This is a genomic window from Micromonospora sp. CNZ297 (assembly GCF_007827625.1).
The window spans coordinates 75,501-90,505 of record NZ_VISU01000001.1; the positions used below are offsets into that span (position 1 = coordinate 75,501).

A 15,005-nucleotide genomic window follows, 5' to 3' on the forward strand; every position below is an offset into this window, starting at 1 on the left:
GGCCGACCGGTGCGCTACCGCGCCCGTCCCTCTAGGCTCTGCCCGTGCCCAGCGGACGGACCCCGGAACAGTTCACCAAACGCAGTCTCGTCACCGTCTCCCACGCCATCGAACGCGCGGCGCTCGCCGAGGCCGAGGACGGCCCTCTCGTCGTGCTCGCGCTGTTCCAGCGGCTGCCGTACTTCGCCCGGGAGCGCGAGGTCTACCGGCGCATCGCCGGCCGCGCCGCCGTGACGGTGGTGGCGATGGTCGGCGGACCGCCGCCCGACCTGCCCGACGGTACCTACGGCGTGGCGCTGGACGAGGCGGAGGCGCTGGCCCGGGAGTGGACGGTGGTGGCGCTGAGCCCGCGTTTCGGCGCCACACTCGTCGCGCACGACCGGGCCGAGGTGGCGCCCGCGCCGACGCTGGAGTCCGGCCGGCTGTTCGAGGGACGCTGGGGCTTCCGCCGCGACGAGGCGCTGCACGAGGCGATCCGGCTGCGCGAACAGCTCGCCGAGCGGCTGCCCGCCGCGGCGCGTACCGCGCTGGACGAGGCGATCGCCCGGGTGCGGGACATCCCGGCCGGGCCCGGCGAACCGCGTGCCGAGGCGGCGCTGCGGCTGCTGGCCCGCCGCGGCGACCGGAACAACCAGCCGGTCGAGCCGGCCGAGACGATGCTGGACGAGCCCGGCCTGGCCCGGTGGTCCGGCGCGGACGGGGTGACCGCCTCCGGCACCCTGCCGGTGGCGCTGGTCGGCCTGCGGGTGGACGCGCCGCCCGGCTCGCCGGAACGCTTCGGCCGCCGCGGCGTCGCCCGCGAGGGACACGCCGTGCTCACCGCGATCACCGCCGTGCTGCGGCCGGTCGACCGCGCGCTGCGCGTCACCGAGAACGAGTTCCAGCTCCTCCTGCCGGGGCTCGACGAACCGGCCGCGCTGGAGGTGGTACGCCGGCTGCACGACGCGATCGGCGCGTTGGCCCGGTCGTACCCGTTCATGGCGTACACAGTGCACGCGGCGGTCGGGGTGACCACCCGGCGGCCGCTGCCCACCGCGGACCTGCGCGCCGCAGTCGACTGGGCGGTACGCAAGGGCCTGCCGGTGGCGGGCCTGCCGCCGGAGACCGCCGACGCCGTGACCGCGGCGGCCCGCTGACCGGCGGTCCGGCTCAAGGGGAGGAGACGCGGTGCGGGTGGTGTCGCTGGTGCCGTCGCTGACCGAGGCGGTCGCGGCCACCCGCCCGGAGGCGCTGGTCGGCGCGACCGACTGGTGCACCCACCCGGCCGGGCTGGACGTCGCCCGGGTCGGCGGGACGAAGTACCCGGACCTGGACCGGGTGCTCGCCCTGGAGCCGGACCTGGTGCTGCTCAACGAGGAGGAGAACCGGCTGGCCGACGCCGAGGCGCTGCGCGCGGCCGGGGTGCCGGTCCGGGTCACCTTCCCGCGTACCGTGCCGGAGGCCCTCGACCAGCTCGGTGAGCTGGTCGACGCGCTCGGCGCGCCGGCCGAGCCGCAGTGGCTGCGCGAGGCCCGCCGTGCCTGGGCCGCACTGCCCGCGCCGGGACGCGTCCGCACCGCCGTGGTGCCGGTGTGGCGACGGCCGTGGGTGGTGCTGGGGCGGGACACGTTCGCCGGGGACGTGCTGGCCCGGCTCGGTGTGCGCAACGGCTGGGCCGACGACGCGGAACGCTATCCCCGGCCGAGCCTGGACGAGCTGCGCGCCCGGGCGCCGGAACTGGTGGTGCTGCCCGACGAGCCGTACCGGTTCACCGCCGACGACGGGCCGGAGGCGTTCCCCGGTGTGCCGGCGGCGCTGGTGTCCGGCCGGCACCTCACCTGGTACGGGCCGTCGCTGGCCGAGGCCCCCGCGCTGCTGGCCGCCCAGCTCGCCACCGAGGGCCCCACCTGACCGGCGGGGCCCGGGTGGCGGCGCTCAGGCGACCGGGGTGGCGTGCACCGGGTCCAGCTCCATCAGCGTGGTGTCGTCCACGTCGTACCCGATCGCGTTGTGCACCGCGACCACGCCCGCGACCTGGGCGGCGAGACGGCCGGCCAGCTCGACGGCGCTACGCCGGTCCAGCCGCCCGTCCATGGTGACCTCGCCGCCGCGGACCTGGACCGTGACCAGGCCGTCGCGCACCGACAGCACCCGCCGCAGCACCTCGTGCACGACCTCCTCGCGGATCTCCGCGTCGGAACGCAGGTGCACGCGCAGCAGGTCACCGCGGGTGACGATGCCGGCGAGCCGGCCCAGGTCGTCCAGCACCGGGAGCCGCTTGACGGCCTCGTGGTCCATCAGCCGGGCGGTCGCCGCGAGCGACGCCCGCTCGTGGGTGGTGACCGCGGGCGCGGTCATCAGGTCCCGGGCGACGAGCGCGCCCGCCTTCTCCCGCGCGGTACGGCGGCGCCGTCCCTCGAAGACCCGCCGCTCGTCCGGGTGACCGGACCGCTCCACCTTGTGCAGCAGGTCCGCCTCGGAGATCACCCCGAGCACCCGGCGGAACGAGTCCACCACCGGCACACCGCTGATCCGCTGCCGCACCAGCACGTCGACGACCTCGCGGTACGGGGTCTCCTCCGTCACCGTGGCGACGTCCCTGGTCATCACGTCGGTAACCTGCCACGTCCTCATCACGACCTCCTCGTGCCGGGTCTCCACCTGCGACGGTAGGCCGCCGGCGTAAGGCCTGGTCAGGGGCGGCGGACCGGCTGCGAGGGGCCGACCGGACCGGGTACGGACGGGACCAATGACCCGGTCACGAGGGCACCTCTCGGCCCTGCTCCCGGGCGCCGCGCGGCGGTGGAATGAATGTGCCACCGGGAAGCGCGGTGCGAGGCACAGGAAGGGACGTGGAGACCATGACCGCGACAATCGAGCGGACCCCCGCCGTCAAGCGGACCCCCGCCGCCACCATCGCTCCGGCGGCGCACACCGAGACCACCCGCCAGAAGGCCACCCGGTACGTCTGGGCCGGGCTGCGGCTCGCCCTGGGCTGGGTGTTCCTCTGGGCCTTCCTCGACAAGATGTTCGGCCTCGGCCACGAGACCCCGGCGAAGAACGCCTGGATCAACGGCGGCAGCCCCACCAAGGGCTTCCTCGGACACGCCGTCGAGGGACCGTTCGCGGGCATCTACCAGAACCTGGCCGGCGCGGCCTGGGCGGACTGGCTGTTCATGGTCGGCCTGCTCGGCATCGGTGTCGCCCTGATGCTCGGCATCGGCATCCGGGTCGCCGCCGTCGCGGGCGGTCTGCTCCTGGTCCTGATGTGGACGGCCGTGCTGCCCCCGGCGAACAACCCCTTCATGGACGACCACCTCATCTACGCGGGCCTGCTGGCCGGCCTGGCCCTGGTGGGCGCCGGCAACACCCTCGGCCTCGGCCGGGCCTGGGCGAGGCTCCCCCTGGTCCAGCGTCTCCCCTGGCTGAAGTGACCAGCTCGCCCCGGGGCGGGCGTCGCCGACAGGCGACGCCCGCCTCTTTCGTGTACCCGCCACGCCGGTGTGCGGGGACCGGCGCGTATCGGCCGGTCGCGATCCGGCAGGATCGACTGTGACCACACCGTCAGCACCGAGGAGACCCGCTCATGGACAAGCCCCAGATCGGCCCGATCGAGGGCGCGCCGCCCGCCGATCTGGTCGTCGAGGACATCACCGTCGGCGACGGCCCGGAGGCCCGCGCGGGCCAGCTGGTGAGCGTGCACTACGTGGGCGTGGCCCACTCGAACGGCCGCGAGTTCGACGCCTCGTGGAACCGGGGTGAGACGTTCGAGTTCCCGCTCGGCGGCGGCCAGGTCATCGCCGGCTGGGACCAGGGCGTCGTGGGCATGAAGGTGGGCGGCCGGCGCAAGCTCACCATCCCGCCGCACCTGGGCTACGGCGCCCGGGGCGCGGGCGGCGTCATCAAGCCGAACGAGACGCTCGTCTTCGTGGTGGACCTGCTCGGCGTGCGCTGAGCGCAACGCCGTTCACATCGGGCCGTCGGCTTCCGCGCCGGCGGCCCGGCGTGCGCCCGGGCCGCGTGCCCTCGGGCCGCCGGCCGTTCAGGCCGCGCAGGCCATCAGCTCATGGGCGCGGCCGGACGGATCCTGGGCGCGGTCGGTGCAGCGCACCGGGAGCACCCGGTGCAGGCCGGTCACCCGCAGCACCCGGGCCACCACCGGGTCGGGGTCGGTGAGCACCAGCTCGCCGCCGCGGGCCCGCACCCGCAGGTGGGTGGCGACGAGCGCGCGGACCCCGGCGGCGGAGAGCAGCCGCACACCGGACAGGTCGACCCGCAGCACCGGCCGGGCCGGCGCCGCCCAGAGCGCCGCCCGGAACGCCGTCACGGAGGCGATGTCGATCTCGCCGACCGGGCGCAGCTCGACCACGTGATCGTGCACGTCCGTCACCACGTGGAAGCGCTCACCGCTGTGTACCATGCGGCCAAACCTACCCGGGCCCACCGACATTTCCGGACCTCGCGGCAGGGGTTCCGGGTAGTGTCCGGGAACCGACCCCGAGCCGTCTCAGGGTCATCCCGCAACCGCCACGCCACGTCGCGCGGGAAACGGCGAAACGCCGTCGGGGGCTGCCCAGCGCGACGCCGCCGGGCCACAATGAGCCGATGGTCGTCCCCCGCCCGCGAGCGCCACTGCTGATCCGGCCGGTCCGCGAGCCGGCGACGGTGCCGCCGCCGCTCACCGGCCCCTGGTCGCCCGCTGACACCCGGCTCGACCGGGCCGACCTGCTGCCGCTGCCGGCCGGCGGCCACGGCCCGGAGGACGTGGTGGTCGACGGCGACGGCCGGGTGGTCAGCGGCGACGAGGACGGCCGGCTCTGGTGGTGGCCGGCCGACTCCCCGCCCGGCACGCCGCCGACGCTGCTGGCCGAGACCGGCGGACGGCCGCTGGGCATCGAGCGGGATCCGGTCGACGGCGGGCTGCTGGTCTGCGACGCCTACCGAGGGCTGCTGCGGGTCGACCCGGCCGGCCGGGTGCAGGAGCTGACCGGGACCGCGCCGCCGGTGCACCTGGCCGACAACGCGGCGGTGGGGCGCGACGGCACCGTCTACTTCACCGACTCGTCCGACCGGTTCCCGCTCTCGCACTGGAAGCGCGACCTGCTGGAGCATCGGCCCAACGGGCGGGTCCTCGCGTACGACAGGCGCACCGGGCGCACCGACGTGGTCGCGGACGGGCTCTACTTCCCCAACGGGCTCGCGCTCACCCCGGACGAGTCGGCGCTGATGCTCGCCGAGACCGCCACCCACCGGCTGCTGCGGGTCGACCTGCCCAGCGGGCGGGCCACGGTGCTCACCGACCTGCCCGCGTACCCGGACAACATCTCCGGCGTCGGCGACGGCACCTACTGGGTCGCGTTGCCCAGCCCGCGGCTGCGGGCCATGGAACGGCTGCTGCCGCATCCCCGGGTGCGGCAGATCGTGGCCCTGCTGCCCGGCGCGGTGCAGCCGCAGCCGCGCCGCTACGGGCTGGTCGCGCTGGTCGACGGCGACGGCCGGGTGCTGCGCACGCTGCACGGCCCGAGCGGGGCGTACCCGATGGTCACCGGTGTGCGGCAGCACGGCCGCCACCTCTGGCTGGGCAGCCTGACCGCCACCGGGGTGGCCCGCGTCGGCCTGGACTGAGCGCGACGGGGGCCGGCCCGCGCGGACGCGGGCCGGCCCCCTGGCCGTTCCTCCCCAGGTTCAGCCGCCGCTGTTGCTCCGCGAGGGGGCCGGGGCCGGTGACGACCCGCCGGCCACCGCGCCCGGGTGCGGCGTGGCGCTCTGCGTGGGCTTCAGCCCCGCCGGTACGGGCAGCGCGCTGCCCTTGGCGAACTCGTCCCAGCCGACGTTCCAGGCGGTGAATCCGTTGCCCTGGTCGAGCTTCACCTCGGTGCCCTTGACCGTCACCAGGTCACCGACCTGCGTGAAGCCCATCAGCCAGTCCGCGGCGGTGGCCGAGACGTTGGTGCAGCCGTGCGAGACGTTCGTGCTGCCCTGGTCGCCCTCCGACCACGGCGCCGAGTGGATGAACTCGCCGCCCCAGGTCAGCCGCTGGGCGTCGTCCACGTCGACCACGTAGCCGCCGTTGGGCTCACCGCGGGTGTCGAACGTGGTGTGCTCGTGCTTCTCCATGATCACCATGTTGCCGCTCGACGTCGGCGTGCTCGGCTTGCCGAGGCTGACCGGGATCTTCTTGAGCACCTTGCCGTCCTGGTAGACGGTCATCTGCTTGGCCTCGTTGTCGATGTCGAGCGTCACCTGCCGGCCGACCTTGGCGCTCGCGACCCGGTCGGAGTCGCCGATCGCCTCCTTGCCGATGGGCAGACCCTGCAACGCGCTGCGCACGCTGATCTTCGTGCCCGGCTTCCACCGGTCCGGCGCCCGGTACTCGGCCTGCTTGCCGTCGGCCACCCACGACCAGGTGCCCGGCTGCGGCGGGTCGGTCTTCACGAACAGCCGGCGCTGGACGTCCGCGCGCGCCTCCTTCGGAATCGGCGGGTCGAATCCGAGCACGACCGGCATCGCCGTCCCGTACGTCTGATTCGGCCGGAAATACAATTCGCTGGTGACTGCCGGTTTGGTGGATTTCGCCATTGTCGTGAACGTCGTCTTCTGCGTGGCGGTCCTGCCCGAATCGCCGGTCGCGGTCACCTCCGCGGTGTACGTCCGGGAATTGGCGAGCGGCCGGTCCGGCACCCAGCCGGAGCCGTCCTCACGCGGCTGGGCCGGCACCGCGTTGCCCTTGTCGTCGGTCAGCTTGACGGCTGTCACCTTGCCGTTGCTGACCTTCGTCCCCACCTCCGCGCTGATCGGCACGTCCCGGGTGCGGTCGGCCGGCGTCACGGCGACCGACGGCGGCGCGGCCTCGGCCCGCTTCGTCACCGACTTCGGGCCGGCGGTACACGCGCCGACCGCCAGCGGCGCGGCTGCGACGGTCATCGCGAAAAGCGTCAGTCGGCGCCTCGCAAACATATTTCGCCCCCCATTTCCGAACCCTCTCGCCCACATTCTGTAGGCCTGGGATCCCGCCGTGGCACCTTCGGCGGAATTGCTCGGAAACAGCTGCGCGAATTGTGCCGGACAGGTAATTCCCGTCCCCGGTTGCGCCCCACGCGCCCTCCGCCCGGTTCCCCACCCCCTCACCCACCGCCGGGCGCGAGGCAGAGCGAGATCTTGGTACGAAACGGCCCCCATAGGGGCACTTTCGTACCAAGATCTCGACCGGTCCCACCCGTCGGAACAACGATCTCGCAAGGGCGGCGCTGGACGCCGCAGGCCGGCCGAGCCCGGCTCTCGTCCGCGCCACCCGCCACCGCCGCCGCGCCGCCCGCACCACTGCCGCCGCGCCGCCCGCACCACTGCCGCGCGATCTTGCAGTTTCGGCCCTGGCCCTGGAGAAGGGTGCGAATCGGGCACACCGCGGGCCGCAAGTGCAAGATCGCGAGCGGGCGGGCGGCGGGGACGGAAGCGGCCCCGGCTCTCCGTGGGGAGGGCCGGGGCCGGGGCCGGGAGGGCGGGGTCAGACGTTGGCGACCAAGAGGGCGGGCTGCTCGACGCAGTCGGCGACGTGGCGCAGGAAGCCGCCGGCCACGCCACCGTCGCAGACGCGGTGGTCGAAGGTGAGGCTGATCTGGGTCACCTTGCGGACGGCGAGCTGCCCGTCCACCACCCACGGCTTGTCCACGATCCGGCCGACGCCGAGCAGCGCCGCCTCCGGGTGGTTGATGATCGGCGTGGAGCCGTCCACGCCGAACACGCCGTAGTTGTTGAGCGTGAACGTCCCGCCGGTCAGCCGCGCCGGCGGCAGCGTGCCGGCCCGGGCCGCCGCAGTGGTCTCGGCGAGTGCGGCGGCCAGCTCCCGGGTGGTGAGCCGCTGCGCGTCGCGCAGCACCGGCACGACCAGGCCCCGGTCGGTCTGCGCGGCGATGCCCAGGTGTACGCCCGCGGACTGGACGATCCGCTGGCCCTCGGTGTCGACGTGCGCGTTGAGCTGCGGGTACTTCCGCAGGCCGCTGAGGCAGATCCGGGCCAGCAGCGCCAGGATGCTCACCGGCGTGTCAGGGGTGGCCGCGTTGATCGCGGCGCGCGTCTCCAGCAGGCCGGTGGCGTCCACGTCGACCCAGATGGTCACCTCGGGGATCTCCCGCCGGCTGCGGGAGAGCTTGTCGGCGATCACCTTGCGGATGCCGGTGAGCGGGATGACAGTGTCGCCGTCGCCGGCCGGGGCGAGCCCGACGTGCGCGGCCGGGGCGTCCGGCACCGCTGCCAGCCGGGCCGCCGGAGCAGCGGGCGCGGCCACGGCGGCGTCAAGGTCGGCCCGGCGGATCACGCCGCCCGGCCCGGTTCCGCGCAGCGACGCCAGGTCGATGCCGTGCTCCTTGGCCAGCCGCCGCACGATCGGCGAGATGACGAGCGGCGCCGATTGCACGCCGGTCGGTTCCGGCTCAGCCGTGCGGTCCGCCGAGGCGGCCGTGCCGTTCGGAGCCGACAAGCCAGCCGAAACCGAGCCCGCCGGACGCGATGAACCGGCCAGAACCGGGCCGGCCGGAACCGGAGAGCCCGCTGGAGCCTGTGAGCCCGCCGGAGCCTGTGAGCCCGCCGGAGCCGGAGAGCCGGCCGCCGGACCGGACGCCAGGTCCGCCGTGACCGGCGTGCCGGGCTCGGGGGCCAGCGCCAGCCGCGGACGGCGCCGCCGCCGACCCGTGCCGCCGTGGCCGGTGCCGTAGCCGATCAGGACGTTGCCGGAGCCGGCCCGCTCCTCCTCGCGGTAGGTGGCGTGCGGATCGGGGGCGTCGTCGAGCGGGGCGATGGTGATCAGCGGCTGGCCCACCGGGCGTACCTCACCGGCCGCGCCGTGCAGGGCCACGACCCGTCCGGCGTACGGGCACGGCACGTCGACCACGGCCTTGGCGGTCTCCACCTCGACCACCGTCTGGTCCACTGTGACCACGTCGCCGACTGCGACCCGCCACTCGACGATCTCCGCCTCGCTCAGTCCTTCCCCGAGGTCCGGCAGAAGGAAGTCCCGGTTCCCCACAGCCGTGGTCATGGTGTGCCGGCCGGGCATGCCCTCACGGCCCTCGCTCCGCTCGGTGCGTTCGGTCATGCCGCCACCCACCTTGTGTCGGGCTGGTCGTCCCACTGGAGCCGGGCCACGGTGTCCAGCACCCGGTCGACCGAGGGCAGGTGGGTGTGCTCCAGCATCGGCGCCGGGTACGGGATGTCCAGGCCGGACACACGCAGCACCGGGGCGTGCAGGGCGTGGAAGCAACGCTCCTGCACCCGCGCGGCGATCTCCGCGCCGACACCGGCGAAGCCCTGCGCCTCCTGGATCACCACGCACCGGCCGGTACGGCGGACCGAGGCGGTGACGGTGGCGTCGTCGAACGGCACGATGCTGCGGACGTCGACGACCTCCAGGTCCCAGCCCTCCTCTCGGGCGGCCTCGGCGGCGGCGAGCGCGACAGGCACGGCCGGGCCGTACGCGATCAGCGTCGCGTCGGTGCCGGGGCGGCGCACCACGGCGCTGCCGATCGGCGCGGTACGGGCCGGAAGCTCCGCCTCGGCGCTGGTGAAGTAGAGCTTCTTGGGCTCCAGGAACACCACCGGGTCGGGGTCGTCGATGGCGGCGCGCAGCAGTGAGTACGCGTCGTCCACTGTGGCGGGGGTGACCACCTTCAGGCCGGGGGTGTGCGCGTAGTACGCCTCGGACGAGTCGCAGTGGTGCTCCACGCCGCCGATGCCGCCGGCGTACGGCACCCGGATGACGATCGGCACGCTCAGCGCGCCGCGGGTGCGGTTGCGCAGCTTCGCCACGTGCGAGGCGATCTGCTCGAACGCCGGGTACGCGAACGCGTCGAACTGCATCTCGACGACCGGCCGCAGCCCGGACATGGCGAGGCCGACGGCGAACCCGACGATGCCGGCCTCGGCGAGCGGGGTGTCGAAGCAGCGCTTGTCGCCGAAGCGGGCCTGCAACCCGTCGGTGATCCGGAAGACGCCGCCGAGCTGGCCGACGTCCTCACCGAAGACGAGCACGCGGTCGTCGTCGAGCATCGCGTCGGCGAGCGCGGCGTTGAGCGCCTTCGCCATGGTCATGGTGGCCATCAGGCGTCCCCCTCCGCGTCGGCGGCCAGCTCGGCCCGGACCATCTCGCGCTGCTCGGCGAGTTGCGGCGTCGGCTCGGCGTACACGTGGTCGAACAGGCTCAGCGGGTCCGCTGTCGGCTGGGAGTCCATCCGGCGGCGCAGCGCGGCGGCGTACTCCTCGGCCTCCGCCGCGATGGCCGCGACGGCGGCGTCGTCGAGGGCGCCCCTGGCCCGCAGGTACGCCTCGAGCCGGGCGATCGGGTCGCGGTCGCGCCACGCCTCGACCTCGTCGGCGTCGCGGTAGCGGGTCTGGTCGTCGGCGTTGGTGTGCGGTTCCATCCGGTACGTGTGGGCCTCGACCAGGTAGGGGCCCTTGCCGGCGCGGGCGTGCGCCACCGCGCGCTCCAGCACCGCCAGGACGGCCACCGGGTCGTTGCCGTCGACCTGCTCGCTGGGTACGCCGTAGCCGACGCCCTTGTAGGCGAGGCTCGGCGCGGCGGTCTGCCGGGACAGCGGCACGCTGATCGCGTACTTGTTGTTCTGCACCAGGTAGACGACGGGCGCCTTGAACACGGCGGCGAAGTTGATGCCCTCGTGGAAGTCGCCCTCGCTGGTGGCGCCGTCGCCGATGAATGCCAGCGCCACTGTGTCACGCCCCTGGTACGACTCGCCGTAGGCCAGCCCGGCGGCGTGTACGCACTGGGTGGCGAGCGGGGTGCACTGCGGCGCGGTGTGGGTGGCGGCGGGGTCGTACCCGCAGTGCCAGTCGCCGCGCAGCAGCGTGAGCACCTCGACCGGGTCGAGGCCGCGCGCGGTCAGTGCCATCGACTCGCGGTAGGTGGGGAACACCCAGTCGGTGTCGCGCAGCGCGAGGACGCCGCCGATCTGGCACGCCTCCTGGCCGCGGGCGGACGGGTAGACGGCGAGGCGGCCCTGCTTGGTGAGCGCGGTGGCCTGCACGTCGAAGCGGCGGCCGACGACCATCCGCCGGTACATCTCGCGCAGCGTCTCGACCGGCGGCTCCGGGTAGTCGTCGCGGGCCGGCAGCGGAGTCCCGTCGGGTTCGAGCAGCCGGACCGGTTCCCGCTGCGGCATGAAGTCGGCCGACGGGTCGGGTGCGGCCGGGGTGGACTTCCGGCGGGTGCGCGGGGATGCCCTGCGGACCGCCTGGGGTGTGGTCGTCACGGCGGGGACCTCCTGGACGTGTGGTGGCCCTATGCTCCCGGTCGTGGATGATTGACTCAACATCCGGGATGAACGCGGGACGAATGGCACAGGAGGGCGGCTGAGGTGAGCCAGGAGACCGGCGCCACACCGGGCGCGGCGGGCGGAACGGGACGTTCGGCCGGGCCGCTCGACGAGGTGGATCGGCGGATCCTGCGCGAGCTGGTCCGCGACGCCCGGACGTCCATCCGTACGCTCGCCGAACGGGTGCACGTCTCCCGCACCAACGCGTACGCCCGGGTGGAGCGGCTGCTGCGCGACGGGGTGCTGACCGGGTTCACGGCGCGGGTCGCGCCGGAGCCGGCCGGGCTGGGCACGTCGGCGTACATCGCGCTCACCATCGAGCAGAACACCTGGCGGGAGGTCTCCGCCGAGCTGGCCCGGGTGCGCTACATCGAGCACGCGGCGCTGCTCAGCGGCGAGCACGACGTCCTCGCGCTGGTCCGGGCGCCGGACAACGCGACGTTGCGGGACGTGGTGCTGGACCGGGTGCAGAGCATCGCCGGGGTGCTGTCCACGCGTACCTGGCTGGTGTTCGAGGAGTTCGACGGCACGCAGAGCCCCTGGGACTGACCGCCTCAGCGTTCCGGCGGCGACTCCAGCCCTTCCGCGTCGGCCCGCTCCAGCAGCGGTTCCAGCGAGTACCGCCGCCCGTCCAGCCCGGCGTGCGGGTCGCCAAGCTCGGCGAACCGCTCGGGCATGCTGAGCACGTCGAAGTCCTCCGGGCGGGCGTCGTCCAGCTCGGACCACTCCAGCGGTGCCGAGACCAGCGCCGCGGGCGTCGGCCGGATCGAGTACGCCGACGTCATGGTGTGGTCACGGGCCATCTGGTTGTAGTCGACGAAGACCGGCCGGTCCCGCTGGTCGCGCCACCAGGTGGTGGTGACCAGGTCGGGCAGGCGGCGCTGCATCTCCCGGCCCAGCGCCAGGACCGCTCGCCGGCACTCGCCGAAGCTCCAGCGCGGCTCGATCGAGACGTAGACGTGGATGCCGCGCCCGCCGGTGGTCTTCGGGAAGCCCTCCAGGCCCAGCTCGGTGAGGTACGCGCGCACCTCGTGCGCCACCGGCACCACCTGCGCGAAGTCCACGCCCGGCATCGGGTCGAGGTCGATGCGCAGCTGGTCGGGGTGTTCCACGTCGTCCTTCGACACCGGCCACGGGTGGAACCGCAGCGTGCCCAGGTTGGCCGCCCAGATCACCACCGCCAGCTCGCTCGGGGCGACCTCGTCGGCCGTACGCCCACTGGGGAACGTGATGTGCGCGGTGCGGACCCAGTCGGGCGCACCGGCCGGGAGCCGCTTCTGGTAGAACGCGTCGCCCTTGTTGGTCTGCCGGGTGGCGACCTTCGCGCCCTCGAACACGCCGCGCGGCCAGCGTTCCAGCATGGTCGGCCGGTCCCGCAGCGCGCGCAGGATGCCGTCGCCGACGGACAGGAAGTAGCTGATCACGTCCAGCTTGGTCAGCCCGCGCTCCGGGAAGTAGGGCTTGTCGGGGCTGGAGACGCGGACCAGCCGCTCCCCCACCTGGATCTCCTGCGCCGCCGTGGTCGCCACCGTCACACCGTAGCGATCCGGCCCGGCCGTGGGGACCGGCTCACCGGGACTCCGCCGTCACCGACAGCCGGATCCAGGCGTCCACCCAGGCCCGTACCGCCGGTTCGCCGGGGTCGGCGCCGAGCGTCCCGGCCAGGCCGGACAGGGCCGCGCCGCAGCGGTCCAGGCCGACTCCGCCGAGCGCGGCGGCCGTCGCGCGCAGCCGGTCGGGGAAGCCCACCGGCAGGTGCCGCAGGCCGGTGTGCGCGGCCTGGGCGAGCAGCGCCGACGCCGTACCGAGCGCCACGGCGACCGGGTCGGGCCGGGCGTCGACCGCGCCGGTCAGCCGGCCGTCGCCCACCCCAGGTGCCAGATCGGGTACGACCACCGCGTCGGCGACCACCGCCAGCGGCTCGACGACGAGCCCGTCGGCGCCGCGGCGGACCGTTCCGCTGACGTAACGCGGCGGCCCTTGTGTGCCGTCCAGCGCCGCCGCGAGCGCGTCGAGTGCACCAGGGGCGGCGGCGTGGTGGGTGGCGGTGACGGTCGCCGTGCCGCCGTCGGCCCCGGTCACCGTGGCGTGCAGGCGCTGCTCGCCGGCCGCGTACCCGATGGCGCGCACCTCGCCGAGCGCGAGCACCCGCACCGACTCGGCGGCGGTGCGGGGGCGCAGCAGCCGGGGTGGCCGCCCGGCCAGCTCGGCGGCGAGCGCGTCCGGGTCGCGGGCGAGCAGGCCGGGCGGCAGGCCGGACCACTCCCCCGCGCCGGGCGTGACCGTGGTGCGGGCCAGCCGGCCGGCGGCGATCCGGAGCCGGTGCGCGGCGCTGCGCACCGCCGACTCGGAGACCACGTTGCCGGTGGCGAGCGCGCCGAGCGTGGTGCCGGTGACGCGCCGCCCGGCCAGCTCGTGCCCGGTGGGCGGGCCGTCGTCGGTGACCGGGTAGGCGCGGCGCAGCACCAGCACCGAGACGGCCGCCGGGTGGGCGAGCACCACGTCCACGCCCACTTCGCCTCCACTGCACCGGACCCGGGCACCGAGGCCGGTCAGCCGTACCCGCCGCAGCGGCGTCTCCGCCGGCTCGTGGGTGCCGAGGACACGCTCCACCGGGGTGGCGCCGGCGTTCACCACCGCGCGTCGCCGCGCGGGCAACTCGGCGAGCAGGTCGGCGAACGTCTCCGGCCGGTACCGGGCGCCGCGCGCCGCGTACGCCTCCAGTTGCCCGGCCAGGTCCTCGACGGCGAGCAGCGGCCAGCGCAGACCGGCCGCGTCGAGGTCACGCCGGGTCGCCGCCAGCCGGGCGTCCACGCCGGAGCCCAGGTGCGCGGCCCCGGTCAGCAGCACGTCGGCGGCCAGCGCGACCGCCGCGTCCAGGGCCGGACGCTCCGTGACGGTGGCGGTTCCGCCGACGCGTACCTGCGCCTCCTGACGGTCCGGGTGTTCCCGGTCGGCCGCCCGGCACGCCCACACGGCGAGCGCGATCGCCTCACCGCCGTCGTCGGCCGCGTCGCCGCGCGCGTACCCGATCTGGCGGGGCACCAGGAAGCGGACCGTGCCGGTGGGCAGCTCCACGCGCGGGACCGGGTCGGCGGTGTCCGGCCGGTGGACCACAGCGGCGTAGCCGCGCCGCAACCGTCGTCGCGCGGCGGTGAGCGCCGGCGCGCCGATCGCGGCGGCCAGTTCCTCGTCGGTGACGTCGCCCGGCGACCACCGCCACGGCTCACTCCCGGCTGCGGCGCCCTCCCGGCCCGGCGCCGCGACCCGGCCCGGCCCGGCCGCATTGCCCGGCGCAGCCTCCTGGTCCCGCGACGCGCCGGGGCCCGGAGCCTGCCCGCCTGGATCGGCGTGCAGGCCCGGCGCGGCATCCGTGTCCGGGGCGGCCTCCCCGTCCGGCGTGGCCTCGCGGTCCGGGGCGTCGGCGTGCGTGCGCTGGTAGGTCAGCACGACGGCGAGCAGGTGCCGGCACACGCCGGGCGCCGGGCAGGAGCAGATCCCGGCCGCGAGACCGCCGCCCACGGGCAGCGTCACAGCCACCCCGTCCGGGTACGCGGCACGCACCGCGCCGTCGGCGTCCTCGGTGAGCGCGGGCCGCTCACCGGCGTCGACCTCCTTCGTGGCGCGCTTCACCAGGCCCCTGTTGCTCAGCGCGGCCAGCACGTCCGGGGTGAGCGCGATCAGGTCGTCACGGATCATCCGGTC

The 15,005-nt window shown here is 74.9% G+C and carries 14 protein-coding genes; 6 read left to right on the top strand and 8 right to left on the bottom strand.

Annotation, left to right across the window (positions count from 1 at the left end; translation table 11 throughout):
- Positions 1-44: 44 nt before the first annotated feature.
- Both FB454_RS00355 and FB454_RS00360 read left to right on the top strand, forming a co-directional pair.
- Positions 45-1,136, top strand: coding sequence for a DICT sensory domain-containing protein (locus FB454_RS00355; RefSeq protein ID WP_013286588.1), 1,092 nt, complete (start codon positions 45-47; stop codon positions 1,134-1,136).
- Positions 1,137-1,167: 31 nt separating this feature from the next.
- A complete protein-coding gene (locus FB454_RS00360) occupies positions 1,168-1,890 on the top strand; it encodes a helical backbone metal receptor (RefSeq protein ID WP_013286589.1) in 723 nt (240 codons plus the stop codon).
- A gap of 24 nt (positions 1,891-1,914) precedes the next feature.
- Here the strand turns inward: FB454_RS00360 and FB454_RS00365 are convergent, their stop codons facing one another.
- Positions 1,915-2,613 (bottom strand): CBS domain-containing protein, encoded by a 699-nt coding sequence (locus FB454_RS00365; RefSeq protein WP_013286590.1) that lies wholly within the window; start codon positions 2,611-2,613, stop codon positions 1,915-1,917.
- Positions 2,614-2,831: 218 nt separating this feature from the next.
- Between FB454_RS00365 and FB454_RS00370 the strand changes: the two genes are divergently transcribed.
- A complete protein-coding gene (locus FB454_RS00370) occupies positions 2,832-3,413 on the top strand; it encodes a DoxX family membrane protein (protein WP_030272549.1) in 582 nt (193 codons plus the stop codon).
- 152 nt (positions 3,414-3,565) lie between these two features.
- Positions 3,566-3,934, top strand: a complete 369-nt coding sequence (locus tag FB454_RS00375; RefSeq protein WP_013286592.1) for an FKBP-type peptidyl-prolyl cis-trans isomerase — start codon at positions 3,566-3,568, stop codon at positions 3,932-3,934.
- Positions 3,935-4,021: 87 nt separating this feature from the next.
- Here the strand turns inward: FB454_RS00375 and FB454_RS00380 are convergent, their stop codons facing one another.
- Positions 4,022-4,399, bottom strand: a complete 378-nt coding sequence (locus FB454_RS00380) for an STAS domain-containing protein (protein ID WP_041799037.1) — start codon at positions 4,397-4,399, stop codon at positions 4,022-4,024.
- Positions 4,400-4,584: 185 nt separating this feature from the next.
- Here FB454_RS00380 and FB454_RS00385 point away from each other — a divergent pair, with 185 nt between their 5' ends.
- The gene (locus FB454_RS00385; RefSeq protein ID WP_013286594.1) at positions 4,585-5,604 is read left to right on the top strand and encodes an SMP-30/gluconolactonase/LRE family protein; all 1,020 of its coding nucleotides are present in this window, start codon (positions 4,585-4,587) and stop codon (positions 5,602-5,604) included.
- Positions 5,605-5,664: 60 nt separating this feature from the next.
- On the opposite strand, the gene FB454_RS00390 is transcribed toward FB454_RS00385, so the two are convergent.
- The 4 genes from FB454_RS00390 to pdhA all read right to left on the bottom strand — a co-directional run bounded on the left by FB454_RS00390 (position 5,665) and on the right by pdhA (position 11,270).
- A complete protein-coding gene (locus FB454_RS00390) occupies positions 5,665-6,936 on the bottom strand; it encodes a L,D-transpeptidase (protein ID WP_041799038.1) in 1,272 nt (423 codons plus the stop codon).
- A gap of 547 nt (positions 6,937-7,483) precedes the next feature.
- Positions 7,484-9,013: a dihydrolipoamide acetyltransferase family protein gene (locus FB454_RS00395; RefSeq protein WP_041799260.1), complete on the bottom strand. Its 1,530-nt coding sequence runs from the start codon at positions 9,011-9,013 to the stop codon at positions 7,484-7,486.
- Positions 9,014-9,066: 53 nt separating this feature from the next.
- A complete protein-coding gene (locus FB454_RS00400) occupies positions 9,067-10,071 on the bottom strand; it encodes an alpha-ketoacid dehydrogenase subunit beta (protein WP_013286597.1) in 1,005 nt (334 codons plus the stop codon).
- A complete protein-coding gene (gene pdhA, locus FB454_RS00405) occupies positions 10,071-11,270 on the bottom strand; it encodes a pyruvate dehydrogenase (acetyl-transferring) E1 component subunit alpha (RefSeq protein WP_041799261.1) in 1,200 nt (399 codons plus the stop codon). Before pdhA ends, FB454_RS00400 begins: the two co-directional genes overlap by 1 nt.
- 72 nt (positions 11,271-11,342) lie before the next feature.
- Between pdhA and FB454_RS00410 the strand changes: the two genes are divergently transcribed.
- Positions 11,343-11,849, top strand: coding sequence for an Lrp/AsnC family transcriptional regulator (locus FB454_RS00410; RefSeq protein ID WP_013286599.1), 507 nt, complete (start codon positions 11,343-11,345; stop codon positions 11,847-11,849).
- 5 nt (positions 11,850-11,854) lie between these two features.
- Here the strand turns inward: FB454_RS00410 and FB454_RS00415 are convergent, their stop codons facing one another.
- Positions 11,855-12,835: a DNA polymerase domain-containing protein gene (locus FB454_RS00415; RefSeq protein ID WP_013286600.1), complete on the bottom strand. Its 981-nt coding sequence runs from the start codon at positions 12,833-12,835 to the stop codon at positions 11,855-11,857.
- Positions 12,836-12,869: 34 nt separating this feature from the next.
- Positions 12,870-14,999: a hypothetical protein gene (locus tag FB454_RS00420; protein WP_013286601.1), complete on the bottom strand. Its 2,130-nt coding sequence runs from the start codon at positions 14,997-14,999 to the stop codon at positions 12,870-12,872.
- Between the last annotated feature and the right edge of the window lie 6 nt (positions 15,000-15,005).

Excerpts from the sequence above, each read along its gene's own strand:
- FB454_RS00365 (WP_013286590.1), bottom strand. The coding sequence starts at position 2,613 with ATGAGGACGTGGCAGGTTACCGACGTGATGACCAGGGACGTCGCCACG.
- FB454_RS00375 (WP_013286592.1), top strand. The coding sequence starts at position 3,566 with ATGGACAAGCCCCAGATCGGCCCGATCGAGGGCGCGCCGCCCGCCGAT.
- FB454_RS00380 (WP_041799037.1), bottom strand. The coding sequence starts at position 4,399 with ATGGTACACAGCGGTGAGCGCTTCCACGTGGTGACGGACGTGCACGAT.
- FB454_RS00385 (WP_013286594.1), top strand. The coding sequence starts at position 4,585 with ATGGTCGTCCCCCGCCCGCGAGCGCCACTGCTGATCCGGCCGGTCCGC.
- FB454_RS00390 (WP_041799038.1), bottom strand. The coding sequence starts at position 6,936 with ATGTTTGCGAGGCGCCGACTGACGCTTTTCGCGATGACCGTCGCAGCC.
- FB454_RS00395 (WP_041799260.1), bottom strand. The coding sequence starts at position 9,013 with ATGACCACGGCTGTGGGGAACCGGGACTTCCTTCTGCCGGACCTCGGG.
- FB454_RS00400 (WP_013286597.1), bottom strand. The coding sequence starts at position 10,071 with ATGGCCACCATGACCATGGCGAAGGCGCTCAACGCCGCGCTCGCCGAC.
- FB454_RS00420 (WP_013286601.1), bottom strand. The coding sequence starts at position 14,999 with ATGATCCGTGACGACCTGATCGCGCTCACCCCGGACGTGCTGGCCGCG.